Source organism: Lysinibacillus sp. CTST325 (genome assembly GCF_054665055.1).
Window position 1 is genome coordinate 1 of record NZ_BAAFHO010000002.1, and the last position, 22447, is coordinate 22447.

The 22447-nt window shown below is 34.4% G+C and carries 21 protein-coding genes and 2 pseudogenes; 14 read left to right on the plus strand and 9 right to left on the minus strand.

The features are described 5' to 3' along the window. Nucleotides 1-1282: 1282 nt before the first annotated feature. Nucleotides 1283-1768: a tetratricopeptide repeat protein gene (locus tag ACYQ73_RS05365; protein WP_460011522.1), complete on the minus strand. Its 486-nt coding sequence runs from the start codon at nucleotides 1766-1768 to the stop codon at nucleotides 1283-1285. 313 nt (nucleotides 1769-2081) lie between these two features. Between ACYQ73_RS05365 and ACYQ73_RS05370 the strand changes: the two genes are divergently transcribed. After that, entirely contained in the window at nucleotides 2082-2927 is an 846-nt protein-coding gene (locus ACYQ73_RS05370; protein ID WP_460011523.1) for an alpha/beta fold hydrolase, read from the plus strand. 193 nt (nucleotides 2928-3120) lie between these two features. On the opposite strand, the gene ACYQ73_RS05375 is transcribed toward ACYQ73_RS05370, so the two are convergent. Then, entirely contained in the window at nucleotides 3121-3555 is a 435-nt protein-coding gene (locus tag ACYQ73_RS05375; RefSeq protein WP_460011524.1) for a ribosomal maturation YjgA family protein, read from the minus strand. A 93-nt stretch (nucleotides 3556-3648) separates the two neighbouring features. After that, the gene (locus tag ACYQ73_RS05380; protein WP_460011525.1) at nucleotides 3649-4221 is read right to left on the minus strand and encodes a GNAT family N-acetyltransferase; all 573 of its coding nucleotides are present in this window, start codon (nucleotides 4219-4221) and stop codon (nucleotides 3649-3651) included. Nucleotides 4222-4536: 315 nt separating this feature from the next. On the opposite strand from ACYQ73_RS05380, the gene ACYQ73_RS05385 reads away from it, so the two are divergent. Then, complete coding sequence (locus ACYQ73_RS05385) at nucleotides 4537-5295, plus strand: class I SAM-dependent methyltransferase (protein WP_460011526.1); 759 nt, start codon at nucleotides 4537-4539, stop codon at nucleotides 5293-5295. A 123-nt stretch (nucleotides 5296-5418) separates the two neighbouring features. On the opposite strand, the gene ACYQ73_RS05390 is transcribed toward ACYQ73_RS05385, so the two are convergent. Further along, nucleotides 5419-6174: a DUF1266 domain-containing protein gene (locus tag ACYQ73_RS05390; protein ID WP_460011527.1), complete on the minus strand. Its 756-nt coding sequence runs from the start codon at nucleotides 6172-6174 to the stop codon at nucleotides 5419-5421. A gap of 392 nt (nucleotides 6175-6566) precedes the next feature. On the opposite strand from ACYQ73_RS05390, the pseudogene ACYQ73_RS05395 reads away from it, so the two are divergent. Further along, nucleotides 6567-7412: pseudogene (locus tag ACYQ73_RS05395) on the plus strand (MBL fold metallo-hydrolase). Nucleotides 7413-7539: 127 nt separating this feature from the next. Here the strand turns inward: ACYQ73_RS05395 and ACYQ73_RS05400 are convergent. Further along, complete coding sequence (locus ACYQ73_RS05400; protein ID WP_460011528.1) at nucleotides 7540-8943, minus strand: sodium:solute symporter family protein; 1404 nt, start codon at nucleotides 8941-8943, stop codon at nucleotides 7540-7542. Further along, a pseudogene (locus ACYQ73_RS05405) lies at nucleotides 8944-10260 on the minus strand (aspartate aminotransferase family protein). Between the two features lie 236 nt (nucleotides 10261-10496). On the opposite strand from ACYQ73_RS05405, the gene ACYQ73_RS05410 reads away from it, so the two are divergent. From ACYQ73_RS05410 to ACYQ73_RS05425, 4 genes are all read left to right on the plus strand, one after another. After that, nucleotides 10497-11396, plus strand: a complete 900-nt coding sequence (locus tag ACYQ73_RS05410) for a LysR family transcriptional regulator (protein ID WP_460011529.1) — start codon at nucleotides 10497-10499, stop codon at nucleotides 11394-11396. Between the two features lie 299 nt (nucleotides 11397-11695). Beyond that, nucleotides 11696-12244, plus strand: a complete 549-nt coding sequence (locus tag ACYQ73_RS05415; RefSeq protein ID WP_460011530.1) for a PadR family transcriptional regulator — start codon at nucleotides 11696-11698, stop codon at nucleotides 12242-12244. 63 nt (nucleotides 12245-12307) lie between these two features. Beyond that, nucleotides 12308-13003, plus strand: a complete 696-nt coding sequence (locus tag ACYQ73_RS05420; RefSeq protein ID WP_460011531.1) for an ABC transporter ATP-binding protein — start codon at nucleotides 12308-12310, stop codon at nucleotides 13001-13003. Between the two features lie 11 nt (nucleotides 13004-13014). Further along, nucleotides 13015-13722, plus strand: a complete 708-nt coding sequence (locus ACYQ73_RS05425) for an ABC transporter permease (protein ID WP_460011532.1) — start codon at nucleotides 13015-13017, stop codon at nucleotides 13720-13722. 601 nt (nucleotides 13723-14323) lie between these two features. Here the strand turns inward: ACYQ73_RS05425 and ACYQ73_RS05430 are convergent. From ACYQ73_RS05430 to ACYQ73_RS05440, 3 genes are all read right to left on the minus strand, one after another. Next, nucleotides 14324-14677, minus strand: a complete 354-nt coding sequence (locus tag ACYQ73_RS05430; RefSeq protein WP_460011533.1) for a cupin domain-containing protein — start codon at nucleotides 14675-14677, stop codon at nucleotides 14324-14326. Nucleotides 14678-14697: 20 nt separating this feature from the next. Beyond that, the gene (locus tag ACYQ73_RS05435) at nucleotides 14698-15612 is read right to left on the minus strand and encodes a class I SAM-dependent methyltransferase (RefSeq protein ID WP_460011534.1); all 915 of its coding nucleotides are present in this window, start codon (nucleotides 15610-15612) and stop codon (nucleotides 14698-14700) included. 149 nt (nucleotides 15613-15761) lie between these two features. After that, nucleotides 15762-16448, minus strand: a complete 687-nt coding sequence (locus ACYQ73_RS05440) for a YetF domain-containing protein (RefSeq protein ID WP_460011535.1) — start codon at nucleotides 16446-16448, stop codon at nucleotides 15762-15764. A 502-nt stretch (nucleotides 16449-16950) separates the two neighbouring features. Here ACYQ73_RS05440 and ACYQ73_RS05445 point away from each other — a divergent pair. The 7 genes from ACYQ73_RS05445 to ACYQ73_RS05475 all read left to right on the plus strand — a co-directional run bounded on the left by ACYQ73_RS05445 (nucleotide 16951) and on the right by ACYQ73_RS05475 (nucleotide 22446). Then, nucleotides 16951-17757: an aminoglycoside adenylyltransferase domain-containing protein gene (locus tag ACYQ73_RS05445; protein ID WP_460011536.1), complete on the plus strand. Its 807-nt coding sequence runs from the start codon at nucleotides 16951-16953 to the stop codon at nucleotides 17755-17757. Between the two features lie 234 nt (nucleotides 17758-17991). After that, nucleotides 17992-18549 (plus strand): cysteine hydrolase family protein, encoded by a 558-nt coding sequence (locus ACYQ73_RS05450; protein ID WP_460011537.1) that lies wholly within the window; start codon nucleotides 17992-17994, stop codon nucleotides 18547-18549. 129 nt (nucleotides 18550-18678) lie between these two features. Next, nucleotides 18679-19152, plus strand: a complete 474-nt coding sequence (locus ACYQ73_RS05455; RefSeq protein ID WP_460011538.1) for a GbsR/MarR family transcriptional regulator — start codon at nucleotides 18679-18681, stop codon at nucleotides 19150-19152. Nucleotides 19153-19163: 11 nt separating this feature from the next. Continuing rightward, nucleotides 19164-19982 carry an alpha/beta fold hydrolase gene (locus tag ACYQ73_RS05460; protein ID WP_460011539.1) on the plus strand — a complete coding sequence of 273 codons (819 nt, stop codon included), beginning with the start codon at nucleotides 19164-19166 and terminating at the stop codon, nucleotides 19980-19982. A gap of 25 nt (nucleotides 19983-20007) precedes the next feature. Further along, entirely contained in the window at nucleotides 20008-20568 is a 561-nt protein-coding gene (locus ACYQ73_RS05465; RefSeq protein ID WP_460011540.1) for a DUF1697 domain-containing protein, read from the plus strand. Between the two features lie 371 nt (nucleotides 20569-20939). Next, nucleotides 20940-21707, plus strand: coding sequence for a GNAT family N-acetyltransferase (locus ACYQ73_RS05470; RefSeq protein ID WP_460011541.1), 768 nt, complete (start codon nucleotides 20940-20942; stop codon nucleotides 21705-21707). Between the two features lie 418 nt (nucleotides 21708-22125). After that, the gene (locus ACYQ73_RS05475; RefSeq protein ID WP_460012300.1) at nucleotides 22126-22446 is read left to right on the plus strand and encodes an ArsR/SmtB family transcription factor; all 321 of its coding nucleotides are present in this window, start codon (nucleotides 22126-22128) and stop codon (nucleotides 22444-22446) included. Nucleotide 22447: the final 1 nt, after the last annotated feature.

The following is a 22447-nucleotide window of genomic DNA, read 5'->3' on the forward strand; positions in this document are numbered from 1 at the left end:
ATCTTCATGTTTAAATGCTCCATTACTTGTTTAAAATTTGCTAAATCTGAAAGACTATTAATTTTAAATTCTGTCTCAATCTCTAATTGAATATGCATACTAACACCTCAGTATTAGTATGAAATGGGAGAGTATTTTTGTACATCGTTATTCAAGCAGGAATGTACATATTTAAATTAGCATTTATATACTAATTATAAATGGTGATCAAGATACTGATTCACTATTTACTTATTCATTAGAACTCTATGAAAAGTTGTTACCATTGTACGCTGAACAGCCAGAAAATCTTCGACTCAGCATGCCTTTTGTCAATCACCAATTTAATTATTATATGAAGCTTGAAGCTTGCAATTGGTTCGAAAAGCATCTTGGTATTCATTAATAAGATACTATTTATGACATCTAACTATTCACTAAAGGGCCCGTAAGCACAATAATGTTAAGAGGTAACCATCTCATATGAGGTGGTTTCTTTTAATTTGGGTGATACTAGGATTACACAGATGGAAAAATGAATTTAAAGCTACGTCTTATTTAGGGATGACTCAAATTGATAATATTCCAATGAGAAATATTATGGTTTCAAACGGATGCATGCAAAATAAAAATACAGTAATTTCTTTACAATATTCTATATAGGTATGAGTTTATCGTTAAGTAAAGTAATTAGGGGATATTCGTGTATTTTTGTTACGATGTTTGCTTTTTTATATTCAAGGGGTGTTCTTTTTGAAGTAACGAGGTGCTTTCGTGCAATAAGGATTTCAAAAATAATCAAGCTTTAAGAAGTGAATCTACCACATTCAAATAAGAGCATGTTTTGATCAATCTTTTTTCAAAATATTTACGTTCAATTGAGCGCATTCCTGGGGGCGGTCGATGAGCCTTCGTTTCTCTACTCGCTCCACAGTCTCATCTATGACGCTGATCCATAAGGAGTAGCTCAGTCATTACTTCAATCAATCACTGAACAAATTGTTTTTTATCCTTATAAAAATAACAGATTATCCGACGTTAAATATTATATTTTAAGACTAATTCTCGCACCCAATTTATTATCATAACAAAATATTCCCGTTAAGAAAATCAAGAGAGAACGAATACATGTTCTCATTCTATCATATTGCTCACATTTGACAAGCTTTAAGTTATTTATTTTTCTTTAGTGGTATAATTTCAATACTATTCGTTGCAATTTTTTCTACTGTTAAAAAGACAAATATTGTTAAGTAATATGAAAAGATCAGGTTCACAAATAGGAGCCTGATCTTTTATTGTGTTATTCCCAAGTTTGATCTAGCTTATCACTGTAAAACTTAATGGCCTTGCTGTAATCTTTTATGCCTTTATGATTAGTAGTGTGAACTACTGTGTTTAATAAAGTTCCCATAGCCTTTGAATGCTTACTAAGATTATAGAGTGTCATGGCATAGAAAACCTTTAAATGTTCGGCTTCTGGAAATTCGCTTAGAGCTTGTTCGAAAATACGTTTTGACTGTTCATATTGTCCTAATGTACGATAGGTGCTACCTAATCCTAAATAAGCATCTACTAAAAATTCGGGTTTAAGCCCTAATTGAATCGCTTTTTCATAGTGAGGGACAGCTTCTTGTTCTTTTCCTAATGAATCATATGTCCATGCACATTGAAATTGGTAGTAACCATTTTCAGGCTCTTCATTAACTAGAGCTACCATTAATTGATTCGCTTCTTCTAATCGACCATTTTCTCTTAATGTAATGATGTGTTCTAATCGCTTATCCATTTTCTAGTATCCTCTTACTTTCTATTTTTCTTAATATTTAATAATTTTAAACTTTTGAATTAATATTGTATACTTGGCTCAAGTTTTTAAAATTCACTTTTCTATATTATCAGACATATCGAATAGAAAAATATATCGACAACAACGAAGCGGCTCAACGATCGTTTTTCAATTAATAAAACAATAATGGGGTGAATTAGAATGCTTGAGCGTTCTATGGAGAAAACACGGGAATGTAAAAAAGAAAGGGAGTGATAGAAAGAAGAGTACAATATGAAGCTCTTCTATATAAAAAGAAAAGAGGACGATTATAATGAATAATTATCAAAGCATCTTTAGTGAAGGATTTGATTTAAAATATTGTGTGAAGGGACAAGGTAAGCCGATATTGGTAGTGGGTAGCAGTGTATATTATCCACGCTTGTTCTCGGAAAATTTATATAAACATTTTCAATTTATCTTCTTAGATCATAGAGGTTTTGTGAAGCCTCCCCGTTCTTTAAAGAAAGAAGACTATACTTTGGATAAAATTGTCGAGGATATCGAAACAGCAAGACAATGGCTAAAGCTTGAGGATTTCATCATTTTAGGACATTCTGGGCACGCATTTATGGCTTTGGCTTATGCTGAAAAATATCCTCAATATGTTCAGAAGGTTATTTTATTAAATTCAGCACCGACAAACAGTCAAGAGAGGCAACGGCAAAGTTTTTCATTTTTTAATGAAACTGCCAGCGCTCAGCGTAAAAAGCAATTTGAGCATGATATTGCCTTCTTAGAGAATGATATTCACAATGATCCAGAAAGACGATTTGTGCATATGTGTATTCTCATGGGAGCGCATAGCTTTTATGATTATACGTTCGATGCTGCTTATATGTGGGATGGCGTCTATACAAATATGGAAGTTATTGATTACCTTTGGGGTGTAGCTTTTGCTGAACGAAATCTAATCCAATCTATGGCTCAATTAGATAAACCTATTTTTGTAGGGTTAGGAAGGTATGATTATTTAGTCGCTCCTGTCTCACTCTGGGATGTAATTGATTATTCAAATGAAAATGTGAAGAAGGTCATTTTTGAAAAAAGTGGCCATAACCCAATGTTTGAGGAACCGGATATTTTTGATAGGGAATTAATTGATTGGATTAATGAATAGAAAAGAATAAATAACCAGTTTCTTATGGGGATAATTTTAAATAAAGTTTGATCAAAATCCTATGTTTAATAAAATATACCCTATAAGATAGTCACTTAAAAAAGGCTCTCTTATAGGGTGATTTTTTTTATAATGGAAAAACAGCTAAACGGAGCGGAACTTATGTCAAAGCAACTGATTGATAATTTTTGATTTAATTTCGAAAAGAGAACTTAAGTGCCATCTTATCTAATACAGTAGCTATTATGATTCCTACTGTATATCGAACCAAATCTTCTACTAGAAAACCTTTGCCAAGTATCAAAGCCCCGAGCGTTGTCCTACGAATCTGATTAATCCAGTCTTCCTGATACAACTGGCTAAATTCAATGCCGAAGCTAAACAAAAAACTGAGCCAAATGGCTGTGAGGGTGTTCTTACGCACTAGCAACAATCGAAACCCGAAATAGACCATCATAGCCCATAGCATGTCTCCTGCGTTCTGCGCTACAAATGATGGGAGTAGGGTACTCCAATTTCTAGAAGCAAAGCCGAGTGAAATGGTGATAGCAATAGCTATCAAATAAGATACTCGCATTTTACGGTATTGAAAGTTGATAGGTTTATGCCCATTAGTCAATAGAATCACTCTTTCGGTTGTTAATATTAATCCATTATCTCATAAATGATGTCCGAAAGAATTATCTGTATATGCACCTTTGACGAAAGAGTACCTAATTATTTAGTTCACCATGTACTCTTCTTTAAGTAAACTGTATATTTCTAAATCTACAACACCTTTACCAGACCATACTTTAGCTTGTCTCAAAAGTCCTTCTTTTAAAAAACCATTTTTCAGGAGAACCTTTTTAGATGCTTCATTTAACGGCATTACTTCGGCTTGTATTCGATTTATATTAACTTCCTCAAATAAAAATTTGACAAGTATGTTAACCGCATCAGTTGCAAGGCCCTTACCCCAATAGTCCTCTGCTAAATAGTAACCAATCGTCACCATATTCACTTTTTGATTATATTCCATTGCTTCTATAATACCTACTAATTGATCGCTATGAGATTTTTGAAAAATGCCCCATTTAACTATGCTTTTCTTCTTGTAATCTCTATCAAAATGCCCAATCATTTTACTCACTGTTTGGATATTATGTTTAGGGATTATCCCGCAGTATTCAAATACTTTTTCATTATCATAAATCGCAAATAGTTCCTGTAAATGAGCAACTTCAATTTTTTTTAGTACTAGCTTTTCGGAGTTTAATAATGGGAACTCTGCAAACACTTTTTCTTTATTCATAGTATTCTCTCCTTATTTTTTCCCCTTTAAGTTGAAGAGGCAATATTCCATTGAGTTTTGAATCCTTATAAATAATCCGTACAATAACCTCTTTCTAAAATAGACTCTTCATCACTAGTGAAATCCTCACTATTGATGATAAGAAATAAAATAGACATATTGTGCAATAATACTTTATTATGTATAATTTTACTATATTATACAGAAAGCGAGTGATTTATGATGATAGTCAGCTCTATTTTTCCAACAAACAAATATAAGGTGTGGAAGAAGTAAGAATAATAGATTCTTCTGCACGAAATCGGAGGAATTGAAATGTATAGTAATTACGGACCTTTATGTACAGAACTTTATGATTTAACAAAACCAGTAGGATATTCTATTGGTGGAGATATTGAGTATTATCTTGAACGATTGAAAGAAACTAAGGGAAAAGTGCTTGAAGCGGGAGTAGGTTCGGGACGTTTCTTAATTCCTTTACTTGAAAAGGGATATAATGTTGAGGGAATTGACTATTCGCCTGAAATGTTAGATTTATGCAGAAAACGTTGTGAAGAAAGAGGATTCATGCCAAATCTATTTGAAGGTAACTTGAGCAACTTTTCAATAGACTCGAAATATGAAGCAATTGTTATGCCGACAGGTTCGTTCTGTTTAATCGAGAATTCAAAAGATGCAATGGATGCATTAAAATGTATGTATAATCATTTGATACCTGGAGGACGCTTAATTTTAGACTTGCTTATACCTACAGACTGGCGAACAGGGGAAATTACTTCATCCTACTATGAAATTTCGCAAGAGGAAGGAATTTCAATAGAAAGAAAAGCCGTTGAAATGAACTGGATCGATCAATATACGCTAACCGTTTTGAAATATGAAAAATGGAGAAATGGTAAATTAATAGATTCAGAATTGCAAAGATTTCCGGTGCGATGGTACGGAATAGAAGAATTCCAGCACATATTAACAAGCTTAGGTTTTTCTGATATTAGTTGTTCCGCTGAATATATTTATAACAAGAAGCCTTTAAAAGAGCATTCACTAATTACATTTGAAGCTGTTCGTAAATAAATAAACCTGCTAGATTTTAGCTAAGAAAGTAGCTAAATATCTAGCAGGTTTTTGTTTTAAACATCATTTATTTCTTTGTATTCCAAGTAGAAAATTCTCTTAGACCTTGTCCAACGTTAAGTTTTAGACTTTTTGTACCGTTGATCGCTTAATACTAAATTCATTCCAAATCGAGCCATCTTCTTTGAGTAATTCTTTTCCACTCCAAATGATGTCGTATATGTCACCCTCGTAAGCAATGGCGCGACCAAATGCAAATGAAATAAAATAGTCATTCCATGATTGGAAGAAATGGCTGCCGGCATCAGCTGCTCTTGCTATGTAGCTCCATGCCTGTTCTTCGGTTAAATAACCAACTATGTAGCTCCATCTTGCAATATTTACAGCTCGGTCAAAATCCCATGCGGCAATAGTGTCGACACGGTCATAGTCTGATTTTGCAAAGGAAAGCTGCTTCATCATTACTTCTTGCGCAGATTCATAGCATTTCTGCGATTTGCCCACTTCTTCCTCTGTAAAAGTCTGGCCAGCTTTCAACGCCATAAAGAATTCATCATATCTTGCACGATGCCCTTCCATAAGTAGCCATTCTAGGGTTTCTACAGCCTCCTCTGGATTACTAACGTCCCAGTATGAAGAAAGACCTTCTTTCAAAGTTTCGCAATCTACCTTCACTGGCAGTATCCGAGGCGACTCAGACCGGTAAAGAGCTATATTGGCACCGTAGGCAAGTAAATGCTGTTTCTCCTTCGGTAAAGGGTTAGCAGCCTCCATTTCTAATTGTGATTTTTTGGCGTTTTTCACAATTCGTTTGCTCGCAATAATTAAACCAACAATAAGTAAAACCACAATAGCTATAATAATTCCTACAATCTTCAAACTCCCACGTTCCTTTCCGTGTTTTTATTTGGCGAAGTTTAAACAAGAATCACTAACTTCGAACAAAATACAGTAAAATTATACATTTACAGGTAGTAATATACAATGAAACTATTTTATTACTTATAGGCGGAAGTGAGGATGCCATTTGTAGGTATAAAGGCTATGGCACGAGTGATTGAAAGGCACATGAAGCGGAAGTTAGCTCTAGACGTTTTTTAACAGGTGATATGAATGCGGATTTAAGCTACTTTTCAGCGAGTACTCAAACACTCGCTGAAAGAAGTTAAAGCCCTAGGCGGATATAAAACCCATTTTTTTCTTGCTATATCTTTACTGTAGAAAGGAAAAATAGGATTGTCTATATTTCAATGAAGGAAGAAGGGTTTTCCATGCATAAAGATATGAATTATGGTAGCGACTTTAAATATATTCCAGCAACATCAATTTGGAGTGGAGATGGTGTAGAAGTATTGCCTGATTTATACCAACATACGATTCAAATTGTTAATATCGTACTCTACGGTGAACCTCATAAGAGAGAGTTCGTATTAGTTGATGCTGGTATGCCAAAAAGTGCAAAGGAAATTATTTCAATAGTCGAGGAGAGGTTTGGATCAAATAGTTGCCCTAAAGCATTAATTTTAACGCACGGGCACTTTGATCATGTTGGGGCGATAATTAATCTAATTGAACACTGGGGAATGCCGGTTTATGCACATCCTTTAGAATTACCTTATTTAACTGGCAAAAAAAATTATTCTGAGCCGGATCCTGTTGTAAATGGGGGCTTAATAGCAAAAGTGTCATCCATTTTCCCGAATGAAGCCATCAACTTAGGAAACAACATTGAGGCACTTCCGTCCGATGGCAGTATTCCATTTATGCAAGGTTTTCGTTGGATTCATACTCCGGGTCATACACCAGGGCATATTTCTTTATTTCGCGAAGAAGATCGAGCGTTAATTGTTGGAGATGTCTTTGTTACGGTTAAACAAGAGTAGCTCTACAAAGTATTGCTACAAAAAAAGGAAATTAGTGGGCCGCCACGATATTTCACGACGGATTGGCAGGCTGCTTGGGATTCTGTAAAAAAATTAGAGGCATTAAAGCCTTCAGTTGCTATTACAGGTCATGGATTACCGATGAAAGGGGAAGAGCTTACTATAAATTTGCATAAGTTAGCGACTGAATTTGAGCAGATTGCTTTACCTAATCACAGCAAATACCTGAATTAACATATTAAAAGATCTCTGTAGGACGAAATAACAAAATGAAGATATTCGTTCTAGATAAGATAAAAGCTGCACTTCCAATTGTTGGTTGTGTCTAACAATTGAAGTGCAGCTTATACTAAATTACTAATTAAATTGTCGTATTTTCCTTATTCACATCAATGTTATTTTCGGGAATAATAAGTGTGATACCAATAATCACAACGAGTCCAGTAATTAAACCATAAATAATCGGTAGTGTAGAAGTAATTCCAAAAATGATAAATGAAATAAAGATAACTAGTGAACTAGCAATAATAGAATAGAAAGCAGCTTTACTTGTTACACGCTTCCAATAGAGACCGATGATGAGAGGTACGAAGATAGCACCTGATAAAATTGCATAGGCCATATCTAATGCCACTAGTATGTTTTGAATCCATACTGAGAAAATGATGGCTAACACACCTAAGCCAAGAATAACAATTCGCGATGTATTGATGATATCTTTATCAGTCATATCTTTTTTTACGTATACCTTAATAATATCGTTAGTGATTAGGGTTGCAGAGGCAAAGATAGCTCCTGAAGCATTTGACATAAGAGCAGAACAAACACTAGCAAGAACAAGCCCCAACAAGCCTGGTGGGAGAATTTCTAATGCAAGGCTAGTAAACGCTGATTGGGAGTCACCTAAATTTGGAAGGAGCACAAGTGCGCACATACCTACAATACTTAGTACTAAACCATATAAAACACTGTATAGACCGGCCGATATGGCACTACTTTTCGCTACCTTTTGGCTTCTCGCTGTAAATACACGCTGCCAGATGTCTTGAGAAACCATTAAACCAAAGAAGTACAATAAAAAGTATTGGAAGATACGATCCCAGCCGATATTTGTAAGGCTAAGATGCGCTTCTGGTACACTACTAAATAGAGCTGTTAAACCTCCGACACTGTTTACGCTAAACGGGAACATAATAAAAAATACTCCGATTGTCATTACTATAAATTGTATAATATCGGTTAAGGTAATACTCCACATTCCTCCTAGGATTGTATAAAAGAGCACGATCCCTCCGTCAATAATCATAGAAGGAATAAGGGACCAGCCCAGTAGCACGTGAATTACATTACCCATACCAATTACTTGTGTTACCACGACCATAAGGGTATAGATGGCTGTAACAATAGCACTAATAAGCTGAGTTCCTTCTCCAAAGCGCTTTCCGAGTAACTGACTAATAGTAAAAACCTCATAACCACCAATTTTATTAACGACGAAAAGACCCAAGGCAGCTATACCGAAGCCCATCATCGAAACAAACCAAAGCCCAGAAACCCCGTAATTATAACCTAATGTCGTTGAACCCATAGTAGCTGCACCACCAATAATAACAGCTGCTAAACAACCAACATGGCTGTAATATCCTAGTCGACTTCCTGCAAGGACAAAATCTTTTTCAGATTTCGCTTTTTTGATTCCGATTATGCCAACAATTATTAAGATCCCAAAATAGAGAAGAAGAACAAAAGTATCCAGTATATTCATTTATACACCCCCGAAACTTAATTCCAATTCGTATTCAGTTATCGCTTCGTCAAGCAAGGAAATGCCTAAGTCTAAATGTTCTTTATCTATATTTAATGGAGGCATCATTCGAATTACCTCGCCCTTATTACCGCTCAAATAGTAAATAACACCTTTTTGCAGACACTTCTCCAGGATGTTCATTAAGCCCTGACCATTTGGTTCTTGGGTTTCAGGATGAATAATTTCAATTCCTAGCATCAAACCAATTCCACGAACATTGCCAATCGAGGGATGTTTTTCTTTTAAGTGTATTAATTTATTTAATGCATAGTCACCTAATATTCTAGCGTTTTCCACTAAACCTTCATCTTTTAAAACGTCGATTGTAGCGCATGCGGCTGCACATGCTATGGGATTTCCGCCAAATGTAGTACTATGACTACCAATTGTCCATTGTTCCATTAACTCTCTTGAAGCTACAGTTGCGCTAAGGGGCAAGCCACTGGCAATGCCCTTTGCAATCGCCATAATATCTGGTGTCACACCAAATCGATTTGCCGCAAACCAGCCACCAGTCCGACCAAAACCAGTTTGCACTTCATCGAAGATTAATAAAATTCCGTATCGGTCACAGATTTCTCTTATTTTTTGTAACCATGCCTTTGGCGGAACAACATAACCGCCTTCTCCTAGAACAGGTTCTAAAATAACAGCTGCCACTTCATCTGGAGACACTTGATGATTAAATAAACGTTCAAAATCTTTTTTAACATGTTCTGACCAGTATTCATTGTGGTTTAAACCCTCCGGTGTTTCCGTTAATTGAGCATATGGTAATTGATAGGTCATGTTTGCTCCAACAGGTAAATTCCTTCTGTATTTACTTTTCGATGTAGTAAGGCTTAAGGCGCCCATCGTTCTTCCGTGGAATCCTCCAAGGAATGAAACAACGTAAGGTCTCTTAGTTACATGTCTTGCTAATTTTACTGCACCTTCGATTGCTTCAGCTCCGCTATTTCCAAAGAAAAAACAATCTAATGACTCTGGTAAAATCTTTTTCAATTACTTAGCTAATAGAATAATTGAATCATAATTAATAATACCGATAGGACCATGAACTAAATGATCGACTTGTTCTTTAATAGCAGTAATGACTTTTGGATGTCTATGTCCCGTATTTTCTGTAGCAATGCCTGAAGTAAAGTCTAGATACTTTCTACCGTCGACTCCTATATAAAATAATCCCTCTGATTTTACTACCCGAAGATTTGGAAAATCCTTCGCCATTGTGGGTGCTAATAAGCCTTCTTCGTTAATGTTTTTCCAATCAATCATAAACTCATCCCCATTTCATTGATGTTGAAAGAATTTTCTCTCAATTCAGAAAAAACGTCAAATGCCTACCATAAAAAATTTTAATAGTTGATAAAGAAGGATAGAGATAAAAAAAGCTTCTATATCGACCTTGCATAATACTCATAATTTCTTAAATGGAAGAAGGGTAATTATTACTTTATAATAGAAATACAGATTTAATATGTAGGGATTAGGGGGAAGAAGGCGGTGATTAAATGGAACTAAGGAATTTGAAAACCTTTCAAGTGGTCGCAGAAGAATTAAATATTACAAAGGCTGCCAAAAGATTAGGGTATACACAGCCAACTATTACAATACAAATACAATCTTTAGAAAAAGAACTGAAGCACACTCTATTAACAAGAGTTGGTAAAAAGACTCTTCTAACAGCTGCTGGAAAAAAGCTGAAAGACCATGTCGATAGCTTATTTATTTTTATAGATAAAATAGAAAAAGACATGGAAGAACTACATGGACCGTCTGGCATTCTGACTATTGCTGCATCAGAATATTATTGTACTCAACATCTTTCACCGATTGTAAAAGCTTATTTGGAAATATACCCGACTGTGAGAATAAGTCTTCTACCACTAAATAGTGTACATGCTATTAAAAGTGTAAGAGACCAAGTAGCGGATATTGCTATTATTGCGAATGAGTGTAACGATATCGATATTAGTAAAACTTTTTTAGAAGAGGAAAAGGCATTTTTAGTTGCTTCTTCTACAATTAGCAAAGAAAGAAGTTTTCATGAAATTTTAAGAGAAGATACCTTTATCTCCTATGACTATCATTGTAGTTTCAGTAATATCATTGAACAATACTTTAAAAAAGCCGAATTTCAACCGCAGTCCACTATTATGGTTGGTGGAAGCGATGAGATGATAAAGCGTGCCGTGTTGAATGGAACAGGCTATGCGATTTTAGGTCAAAATGCTATTGAGAATGAAATACAGGACGGTTCGATCACCATCCTCCAACATGTTTCAGAATCTATCATTACATCAGCCATTAATTTAAAAGTTCGCGCAGATGAACCGAATATACTAACGTTTAATGAATTTTTACAGAACGCCTGGCCAGTTAATAATAATCTTAGTAAATCATTTGATTGAATTATAAGAATAATCGGAAAATTACGGATGCAAGAGTGCAGTCCCATTTTTCATTTTTCTAATGTTGGATATATATCTAAATTTATTTAAAAAGAAAGGCTGTCGCAAATAAATTTGCGACAGCCTAAATTGGTTCATGCCCCTTGATGGCGCAATATCATATATTTTATCATAAAATACTTTATTGTAATATATTTTGTTTTTTGCAACATTTCAATAAAAATTAAAAGTTGTTGACAAAAAAAAGCAGAATTGTTATATTCAATTTATTCAACGTTGAATATAAAAAGGTGATTATTATGACTAGACTATTAGTACTTGCTATGTTGGGGCTAAAACCAATGACGGGCTATGATATTAAAGTAATGCTTGAATTAAGTGATGCTGAACGATGGGGTGGTGTGCTAATCGGCTCGATCTATAATGCATTAAAGAAACTTGAAAAAGATGGCTATATAGAGGTGGCTAGTATTGAATCCACAGGTCATAGACAAAAAGCAATTTATCAAATTACTGAAAAGGGCAGGGCACATGAGCAAGAATTAATTATCGAGGCTCTTGAAAAATCCTCTGTAGTTTATCCTACAACTTTATATTCTGGTGTCTCCTTTGCATTTAAACTGCCAAAAGCTAAAGCGGTGGATGCATTAGAAAAGCAGAAAATAATTTTGGAACAAGAAGAAAAGGCGATCAATGCTGGCTATGAGGCGAAATTGATTGCTATGCAAGGAGAACTACCAGCATTAACCCAACTAGCATTTGATAATATGCTTGAAATTGTTCAAGTACAATCAAAATTTGTACATCAAGCTATTGAAATTATGAAAAAAAGTAACTCTCTCGAATGAGAGAGTTAAAAAATAATTGGATATTCAAAGTTGAATATCCAATGTTAAGTAAGGGGAGAGAATATGAAAAAGCTAATAAATGCTAGCCAATTAACAAAAAATTATAAAGCAAGGCGTGTCGTTGATCATATAACCGTTGACATTAAAGAAGGTGAGATAGTAGCTTTAGTGGGCACAAATGGTGCTGGGAAAACAACAACAATCGGTATGCTTCTTGGCATTATTCCTCAAGACAATGGAACGATTGAATACTGGACATCTGATTACAAAAAGGAAATAGGTACGCAGCTTCAATCAACCCCTTTTTTCGAAGGCTATTCTGTAGAGGATAATGTGAAATTATTTGGGGCATTCTATGGAATTTCGCTAACAAAAAATGATATTGATGAAAAACTCGCTGCTTTTGATTTATTGCAGGTCAAAAAAACGCCTGCTATCAAATTGTCAGTAGGACAGCAAAAACGGCTAGCCATTATCGTGACAACTTTGCATAATCCTAAATTAGTCATTTTGGATGAACCTTCTGCTGGATTGGATCCTAGAGGACAAAGAGAAATTCAACAGATTATTAAACATTTAAAAGATAGCGGGGTTGCCGTCTTATTTTCTTCCCACGATATGTTGGAAGTAATGAATGTAGCTGACAGAGTGTTGATTATGCATCATGGAAAAATAATGGCAAATGGCTCATCTGATAGTTTAATGGAGCACTATCAAACGCAAAATTTAGAAGAATTATTTTTTGAATTAACGAAGTGAGGAGCGAGAAGATGAAGGTTATTTTCGTATTAAATTTGAAATCTAGCATAAAGGATATGTATTTACTCTTTTGGTCAATATTAATGCCATTTGCTGCAATCATTGCGTTAAAGATATTTTTACCGAGCTATGCAGGAAATTACGTAGAAGGAATCATTGCCGTTAGTGTATTTTTCTATTCATTTATGACCACTGCTTTTATAGCGTTATCGCAAAGAAAGAGAGGGGTTTATAATTTACTTCACGCTACACCGCTGCCTTTATGGAAATATATCGTTAGTATTTCTAGTGCATGGGCTATAGTTGCGATTATTTTATCTTATATCGTGCTTTTATTCGCTATCATTATCAATCAACTGAATTTTACTTTTAAAATACTCTTATATATGACACCGATTATCCTAATAGCTTCATTAAGTTTTGTTTTTTTAAGCTTTTTTATTTCAAGTCTCGTGAAAAACGAGGGGCATTTAAGTATGACTGCAAATGTACTGATGATACCTATGTTACTTTGTAGTAATGCATTTTATACAATGGAAAAAGCGCCAAACCTTATACAATATATTAGTCTGGTAAATCCATTTGAATGGTTTGTAAATGGAATTAAAGCCGCGTTTCTAAATAATTTTAGTACATGGGGAGAATCCTTACTTCTTTTATTGGGATGCCTAGCATTGACACTTATTATTTCCTTAAAAACATTTAAGTATAATGAATAATAATCGAAATGTAATAAATCAAGTGACTAGAACTCGAATTTGAGTCTAGTCATTTCCAACGTTACTTTACAAACCCAGCGTTCATGGGGAGTGTTAAAAAATTAAAACAAGGATGAAGAATAAACCATATTGAAAGGAGTAGATGTGATATTTATTCCGATTCCACTAAATTTCCCAGACAATTATTTGGGGTTGGGGAATTATAGTGAAGGAAAGACGAAACTTTATCTTATATGATCGAGGTAGAATACTCTAGGAGTTTGTCAATAAACTATATAGAAACACTATTACCTGAACAGAAAAATTATAGAGGGCCACTTAATTATTATAAGTGACCCTTAGTAACAAAGCTTCGGAGGTGTAAGACTAAACCAATCTTACATTACTAACATATGATACGATGTTATGCTTACATAGTTAATTGCCTGAGAAATAGTTTAACTTCTTTCAGCGGGTGTTTGGACACCCGCTAAAATAGAGGAACTCAGTCTAAGAACTCCACGTCCTGTGGCAACGACTGAGTGACCAACTTCGTGTTGGCCAAAAGCCTCCGGCGGATGTCACGGAATTATGCCGAGGCATAATTGATAATATTAGTAGGTTATTTTAAAGGCATAAAAGCAGCGGGAATTAATTGTTCAGATTCTATCACGATGCCAGTTAATCCTTTATCCGTTTTTGTTTCATGCCATTCATCCTTTTCCCAAAAAACTGCGTCTCCAGGCTGGACTTGATAATATTGCTCCTGTTCATTTCTTACATATCCTTCGCCCTCTATAATTAAGAATAGCTGGGGAACCACAGCTTGATGATAGCCAATAACACCGTTTTCTTCTAAATACATGCACCCGATACTAGCAGGTACTTCTGTGTTAATAACCCGAGACATAATGAAATTTGAGTTAAATTGTGTTATATTTTTCCCATTCTCTTTAGAAAAACGATAAAGTTTCATTTGATTCCTCCAAACTTATATTATTTTTTCACAGCATGAACGTAGTGAATCGTTTCAAAAGCTGTTAAATAATCTTTTCGATTGTCAAAATAAAGCTCATTAATTGTATCTGGCGATAGATGTTCATAAATAAGCAGGCCTGAGTTTTCTAACATTTTTTCCATTTCTTCATAAGTAAAACATGATTGCATCGGTTCACCACTTGCTGCAGCCATTTTTACCATGTTATCTACTCGGTTTGATATTCCTTGTTCTTTAAATAATTTTTCATCTGCATAGTCCAACACTATCGAACTTCCTGTTGGAACATTGGCAAACAAATGATCAATTAAACTTGAAATTTCATCTTTCGTTAAGTAATAGGAAACACCTAGTAGACTAAAGAAAGTTTTTTTATTGTCAAAGCCGCTATCCATTAGATTTTGATATGAAAACTTTTTTGTGAAATCCATGGAAACGAAATGTACATTACTTGGAAGCTTTAAATTAACTTCAGCTAATCTTTTCCTTTTAAATTCCTGTGTTGCAGGGTGATCAATTTCAAAGATTTCCAAAATGTTTTCAAGTTCCGGGTGTCTTAAGCTAAATGTATCTAACCCTGCTCCGAGTATGACGTATTGCTGTAAACCTAGCAAAACTTCATTCAGTAAAACTTTTTCACAATATGCTGCACGTGCCAAGGGTGTAGGGGAGAGCTGAGTTTGCACAATCCATTTTAATAGCTCTTCAGTTTGTCCATTTAGTTTTTCTGCGATTTCTTTATTAAAAAACTGGATACCTTGAACCATATTTGTTTGAATGTCATTGAACTCTTGTTGTGTGATCAATTCTTTAGCTAGGTAGTCATCAAAAATTTTAGGGGTATCGAATTGACTATGATATGCTCTACTAAAAGCTGAGATTAATGAAGTTAAACTGGATTCACCTTTGTTCATGTAAATACACTCCTTCAAAAAAAAAATAGGATTCCCCTGGCCAGGAGAATCCTATTGTACAAATAAAATCCGTAAAAGTAAATTATTGCATAAATAACTTTTTTTGTCAAGTTTTAAATACCGAGAAGCAACTAGATTTAGAAATTTCCTTAATCAAATTTTTGGATAAAGATTTTACCGTTCGGTTGAATTTCTGCATAGAAAACGTCTTCGATTGATTGTATATTTGCTTTTTTTAATTCGTTATCTAACCATTCTCTACTTTTTCCAACTTCCAGTAAATTTCGTTTCAATAGCTTGCCATCTGTGATAACTTCAATAGGGATAAAAATCGGTGGTGAAGGGGAGATTTTTAAATCTATTTTTTGCGTGCTTTGAAATTCAGGCTTTTTCAAAATACTAAGCATGCCATTTGGTTCTAATATTGCATAGTCAATTTCAGTAATTGAAAAAACTTGATACTGTCTAATCATCATCGTCAGGTCATCAATATTAATTTTAGTGTTTGCTAAAGCTTTTCTATCTATTTTCCCTTTTTTAATCACAATTGTCGGTTGTCCATCAAGTAATGTTCTTGCTTTTCCGGATTTTAGAGCGATGTAACTAATTAAAGTAGTAAGTGCACACCAAACAATTAAACTTACTAAAAATTTTGTGAATACAATTGTTTTTAAAACTACCATATTGGCTGCAATAGAACCAATTGTAATACCAGTTACGTAGTTAAAGAAGGTTAAGTGACTTAGTTGTTTTTTACCTAAAAACCTCGTAAGTGTCAGAAGAACAAAAAACGTAATAATCGTTTGAACAACTACTTGTATATAACCTGTGTACAAATTCTCCCACTCCTTATCTAATCCCTAGAATACCCAATGAATTTTTAAAAGATACTTCAATAAAACAACAGAATGGATTCAAATTTACATTTCATTAAAAATATAACTGAATCAGTACATTATTGATTCATCTTCAAAATAGAAATGTTATTTGAAACTTATACCATGTAAATTGATTAGAGTGGAGACTGGGCGATTCCTTGGGGATCATCAATAGAGGAACGAAGGCTAAAACCATCATGTCCTGTGATAACTCCTTCGTGACCAACATCTTGCTGCTGCCGCTTTGTTAGCACTTCGCTTTTGCGCAAAAAACCTCTGTTGACCCGAGATCCTGCAGCGTAGCGGATGTTTTCTGTGTGAAAGCGAAGCGTCAGCAACAACAAAAGCGGCTCATCGGACGTCCCCAGTCGCTACATTTTGATAATAACCGAATAAATAATGGAAAATATAGTGAGTGTTTTGGTAATATAAGTATTATTTGATTAAAAGGAGAGTTTTTATGGATACTAGAGTTCCTATTCCGGTTCAAAAAATTTTAAATGACTATATAACCCTATTTCAAAATAAAATACCGAATACGCTTGAAGGGTTCTATTTACATGGTTCAATTGCTCTTAACGCTTTCATAAACGGTTCTAGTGATATCGACTTTATTGCAGTTGTCAATAGATCTTTAACCGAAGAAGATGCGAAAGTAATATCCGAACTTCACAAAGAATTAAATCGGAAATACAAGGATACAGGGATGGATGGATGTTATTTACTTGTTGAGGATATTGGCAAGAAACAGAGTGAGGTAAATGGTTGTTTAAACGTCAACGAAGGCAAAACAAATTGGGGTAATGATACTATTAACCCAATTACTTGGTGGATTTTAAAAAACAAAGGGATTACCATTTTAGGGGCAGATGCAGCTACATATAACTTCAATGTAGATGAAAGAGTGCTTGATGATTATGTTTTAGAAAATATGAACAGTTATTGGTCGAGTAGATTGAAAAAAATTAAAAAATATAAAGCATTTTTGATACCAAATAAATTAGTTGATTTAGAAGTAGAGTGGTCAGTAACAGGGATTTTACGGCAATTTTACACACTGCAAGAACAAGATATTGTTTCAAAAGTAGATGCTTGTAAATATGCAATACATCATTTACCCGAAGAATTTCACAATATTATTAACGAAGCCATCAGTATCCGAGAAGGTTCTAATATACGCTATTGTAATTCGAAAAAACAACGCATTGATGACACTATTCAATGTATGGATTATATACTTAAGCAATGTAATAGTGTTAAAAACTAATGAAATGTGACTTATCACCACATGTTTTGGTATGAGCTTGAAATATTATTATTTTCCTATTATTACCTTTTGAGGAAAATGTGGTAAAATTAATTTGTCTTAAATGACCATTTCATTTAGGGGGTAGATATTATGAACAAAAATTATGTTAGTGCCGTGATAAACAAAAAGGGGAAATCGTCTAACTAAAAAATAGTTATATAGCGTTTTCTCAAATTGAAAGGGGAAAATTTTTTGAATCAAGCACTACTTATTATTGATGCTCAGCAAGAATTAATGGATGGCAATGAGAAAGAAAAAGCAGTTTTCAATAAAGAACATCTAATTAGAAATATAAATTTAGTCATTGACAAAGCAAGAAAATCCAATGTTCCAATCGTGTTTGTAAGGGATCTTGATGTTGCTGAAGGTAAAGGGACAGGGTTCGATATTCATAATGGTATTCGTGTACCTAAGGAAGCGAAGATTTTCGATAAAAAAGCAACGAATTGTTTCCATGGGACTGAACTGCTAAATCATTTGCAATCTCAAGAAATTAAACATGTTGTTGTAATGGGCTGTTCGACGCAGCACTGTATCGATAGTGCCGTAAGAACAGCGACTATTAGTGGTTTGGATGTCACGTTAGTTGGTGATGGTCATTCAACAGTGGACAATGATGTTTTAAGTGCAGAACAAATTATTAAGCATCATAATCATACACTTCATGGTCATTACAATGTCGAACACTTTTCTGTTGTTAGAAATTCAGAAGAAGACTTGTTTCAGCCTACACATGATTCGTATCGATAAGAAAAAATGTATTAGGGCACTCATATGATGGGTGTCTTTTCTTTTGGTAATAATACCTAAATCTAATTTACAAATTGCATTCAATATGTTTAATATATATTAAACGCACTAAACAATACGAGGTGTACTATGAAAAACATACAATTAAACGACGAGCAGAAGGTATTAATTGAGGATTTTGGTACTTATATTGAGTCAACAGGTGGTGCAAGGTCACTAGGTAAAATATGGGGATACTTGTTGATATCAGGTGCTCCCAAATCACTTGATGACATGGTGAATGACTTGCAAATAAGCAAAGGTATGGCATCATTGTCCGTTCGACAAGGTGTTCAAATTTCTTTATTTCGTAAAGTAGGGATTCCTGGTAGCAAGCGAGATTTTTATCAGTTGCATTCAGACGCATGGACATCGACTTTGCATACGAGCATTGCCCAAGGTGCAATGATGGCACAATATTTGCGTAGAGCAAAAAATTTAGTTCTTGAGGAGCAAGCTGTATCAACCATCGATGAGAGTATCGAGTTTTTTGAATTTGTGATCCAACAGACAGAGCAAATTTTAGTTCAGTGGGAAGAGAGAAAGGGTAGTAATACAAAGTAGGAGGAGTCTTCATGCCAAAAGTTTATGCGAACAGTATCACAATCCATTACGAAATTAAAGGTCAAGGGACGCCTATTTTGTTTTTACACGGCAGCGGAGCATCATGGAAAATGTGGGAGCCACAATTTGAAGTATTTTCCTCACGTTACCAAATGCTTATGCCAGATTATAGAGGACATGGTGATACGACAAAGGAATTTCCTAATAATAAATATGATTATCATATCATTGTGGAGGATATCAAATGTTTTTTAGATGTACTTGGAATCAATAAAATTCATGTCGTCGGTGTATCGCAAGGCGGTCAATTGGCTACTCTACTTGCAATAAAATACCCATCATATTTAGATAAACTCGTAATTTCCAATAGTTATAGTGAGATGCCCACAATTGCGGCAGGCTGGGTACTGTCGATTTCAAATTTTATATTTAGTTTTCTTCCATACAGTACAATAATAAATATTATGATGAAATTTTATCAGGATGATCCCTATACGCAACGGATATTACGAGAGTCTTTTTCGATTGATAAGAAGATGTTACTTGCAATAAAAAAAGCACCATTTCCAACCCACACTGATCAATTGTATCGAATAAAGTCGCCTACGCTTGTAATGGGTGGTGAAGGAAAAGTTACAACGGGAGTTGATGAAGGGAAAGGATCTCGAACTATATTTAACCATATTCGAAATGCGAAACTAGCATTATTCAAAAATGCATTCGATCCATTAAGTACGATGCGCCGCGATATTTTTAATGAAATGATTATTGATTATCTAGAGGATAAGCCTTTAAAGCAATATAAGGATGTAACTATTATTAGTAAATAAATTGTAAATGGACAGGTGGGAATGTATGACTATATATATTGCACTACTTAGAGGAATCAATGTAGGCGGGCACAATAAAATAATCATGGCAGAGTTAAGAAGTTCTCTTGAGCAACTAGGATTACATAAGGTAAAGACTTATATCCAAAGTGGAAACATCCTTTTTGAATCTGACGAAACTGAGGAGCTTTTGAAAACGAAAATTCACGATAAAATTAAAGAGGATTTTGGGATCTCTAGTGTTGTTGTCATTAGGACAGCAGAGGAAATACATCAGATTGTTAATCAATCCCCTTTTTCTGATCAGGATATTTCAGAAGCGGAGCAATCATGTAAGGGGGAATGCTTGCATGTTGCTTTGTTGCCGGCAGCTCCTTTGAAGGCCAATAGTGACCAGTTTTTATCTCTCGCAAACGAAAGAGAACTATGTGTCATAAATGGAAGGGATGTGTATCTTTTATTTTTTGACAGCATCAGAAATTCCAAACTAAGCAATAATTTAAAAAAGCTTGAGATTCCAGCAACTGTTCGAAATTGGAAAACGCTCATGAAGCTTTCGAGTATGGTCGAAGAGCTCAAACATTAAAAAAGTGAATACAAGAAAAGGATTATTCAAGACTCGCAAATAAAGATTTACAAGATGGTACAATGGCTACAACGCATAGATTTAATATTCCATCTGCTAAATTTAGGAGCTAAAAAATATTTGGTCAATTGACTTTTTTGTATTTTTCCTATATATTAGAAAAAAATGAAGGAAGAGGGTGATGGATAATGTCAAACAAACGTGTAAACAAGTTCTTGCCATTCAGTTTGTCCAATTTCTCTCACTGTTTGTGTACGTTGTAAACTAGACGTATACTCTCTTAAACGTGGATGAAACCTTGTGACTGCTGAAGGGCAGAACACGAGGTTTTTTATTTTGAACTAAAAAGCGTATAAGGGAGTAGTTTATGTATGATTTATGAGGTAAAAGGGCCAGTAATTGAACACGTAGCTAAGATATTTGAAAGAGTAGAGGATACATTAGTTCAGTCGTATTTACAGGGGCATATGGGAACTGCTTATGTGGATAGTTTAGAAAATCCGAAGGCAGCTCAAATTATCGTAGGTATATTTGTTTTTTATGCCGGTGATGTAGGTGTACCAGGTACCAAGGAATTATTACGCAATTTACCGGACTATCCATTAGTTATTGTAAATACGGATGAATGGAAAAATAGTATTGAGCTTGAGTACAAAGAACAGGCACATAAATTTAAGCGCTATCGATTTAAAAGAGACATGACTCATTTCAATCAAGTGAAGTTAAAACAATTGATTAATGATTTACCTGAAGATTATAAGCTACAAAAAATAAATGCTACAATTATCAATCACTCGGCATTTTCAACACTTTCTGAAGATTTTTTCAGTCAGTTTGAGTCATATGATGACTTTTTGGCGCGTGGCATTGGCTATTGTGTTACGTATAAAGATGCTCCAGTTTGCGGTGCAACTTCTTTTAGTATATATGATGCTGGCATTGAAATTGAAATTGCAACTGACGAAAGACACCAGCGTAAAGGTTTAGCGGCGGCAACAGCTGCATCGCTAATTTTAGACTGTTTAGAGCAACGAATTTACCCAAACTGGGATGGGGCAAATTCGCCATCAGTTAAGTTAGCTGAAAAGTTAGGTTATGTGTTGAAGGAAGAGTACGATACGTATTTTATAGAAAAATAAAGGGCCATAAAACATCCATCTAAAAAGATGGAGATTGAAAGTTATGAGTAAAAACGCATTATTACTTGCAAGCTGAAAATATCAGAATGTACTCTCTATGCCTAAAACAAACATACATTAAAAGATCAAAAAATAGAGAATTTCAAGATTTGTTCAGAATTTGTTGAGAATGATGTGGTAACCTAGTTATGTCATGGTTAACAAATGAACACGCATAAAAAACGGCTAGGCATTCACAAATTTTTTGTAAGCCTAGCTTTTTTTTGATGAATGGAGCTTTATAAAAGCTGTATGGCTGTAACCATTAGGAAATGTTTTCTAAAAGGGTTTCATAGAGAAAATAAAGAGTATCTTGACAAATTATGTTTTTTAATTAAAATTAAATATGTTTAAAAATTTAAACATAGGGATGGGAATTATGAAAAATTTTAATTGCAATAACAAAGAACAAGTTTTAGAAAAATTTAAATTATCAACCCCTATTTTCCAAGCACTTGGTGATGATAATCGTCAACAAATCATCATGCTTTTACTCACACATAATAGCTTAAATGTAAATCAATTAACAGAAAGAATAGAGCTTTCTAGACCAGCCGTTTCCCATCATTTGAAAATTTTAAGACAAGCTGGTTTGATTACTTTTAACCGAAATGGGAATGAAAAGTACTATTCATTGAGTTCTAATGAGTTTCTAAAACAAATCAAAGAGCTAATTCAAACTATTGAACAAAGCTATTGAT

What these genes read in the sequence shown, in the direction of transcription:
- ACYQ73_RS05400 (WP_460011528.1), bottom strand. Translation starts at nt 8,943, where the DNA reads ATGAATATACTGGATACTTTTGTTCTTCTTCTCTATTTTGGGATCTTA.
- ACYQ73_RS05370 (WP_460011523.1), top strand. Translation starts at nt 2,082, where the DNA reads ATGAATAATTATCAAAGCATCTTTAGTGAAGGATTTGATTTAAAATAT.
- ACYQ73_RS05465 (WP_460011540.1), top strand. Translation starts at nt 20,008, where the DNA reads ATGACTATATATATTGCACTACTTAGAGGAATCAATGTAGGCGGGCAC.
- ACYQ73_RS05435 (WP_460011534.1), bottom strand. Translation starts at nt 15,612, where the DNA reads ATGAACAAAGGTGAATCCAGTTTAACTTCATTAATCTCAGCTTTTAGT.
- ACYQ73_RS05475 (WP_460012300.1), top strand. Translation starts at nt 22,126, where the DNA reads ATGAAAAATTTTAATTGCAATAACAAAGAACAAGTTTTAGAAAAATTT.
- ACYQ73_RS05420 (WP_460011531.1), top strand. Translation starts at nt 12,308, where the DNA reads ATGAAAAAGCTAATAAATGCTAGCCAATTAACAAAAAATTATAAAGCA.
- ACYQ73_RS05470 (WP_460011541.1), top strand. Translation starts at nt 20,940, where the DNA reads ATGATTTATGAGGTAAAAGGGCCAGTAATTGAACACGTAGCTAAGATA.
- ACYQ73_RS05365 (WP_460011522.1), bottom strand. Translation starts at nt 1,768, where the DNA reads ATGGATAAGCGATTAGAACACATCATTACATTAAGAGAAAATGGTCGA.
- ACYQ73_RS05380 (WP_460011525.1), bottom strand. Translation starts at nt 4,221, where the DNA reads ATGAATAAAGAAAAAGTGTTTGCAGAGTTCCCATTATTAAACTCCGAA.
- ACYQ73_RS05445 (WP_460011536.1), top strand. Translation starts at nt 16,951, where the DNA reads ATGGATACTAGAGTTCCTATTCCGGTTCAAAAAATTTTAAATGACTAT.
- ACYQ73_RS05415 (WP_460011530.1), top strand. Translation starts at nt 11,696, where the DNA reads ATGACTAGACTATTAGTACTTGCTATGTTGGGGCTAAAACCAATGACG.
- ACYQ73_RS05410 (WP_460011529.1), top strand. Translation starts at nt 10,497, where the DNA reads ATGGAACTAAGGAATTTGAAAACCTTTCAAGTGGTCGCAGAAGAATTA.
- ACYQ73_RS05455 (WP_460011538.1), top strand. Translation starts at nt 18,679, where the DNA reads ATGAAAAACATACAATTAAACGACGAGCAGAAGGTATTAATTGAGGAT.
- ACYQ73_RS05385 (WP_460011526.1), top strand. Translation starts at nt 4,537, where the DNA reads ATGTATAGTAATTACGGACCTTTATGTACAGAACTTTATGATTTAACA.
- ACYQ73_RS05460 (WP_460011539.1), top strand. Translation starts at nt 19,164, where the DNA reads ATGCCAAAAGTTTATGCGAACAGTATCACAATCCATTACGAAATTAAA.
- ACYQ73_RS05425 (WP_460011532.1), top strand. Translation starts at nt 13,015, where the DNA reads ATGAAGGTTATTTTCGTATTAAATTTGAAATCTAGCATAAAGGATATG.
- ACYQ73_RS05430 (WP_460011533.1), bottom strand. Translation starts at nt 14,677, where the DNA reads ATGAAACTTTATCGTTTTTCTAAAGAGAATGGGAAAAATATAACACAA.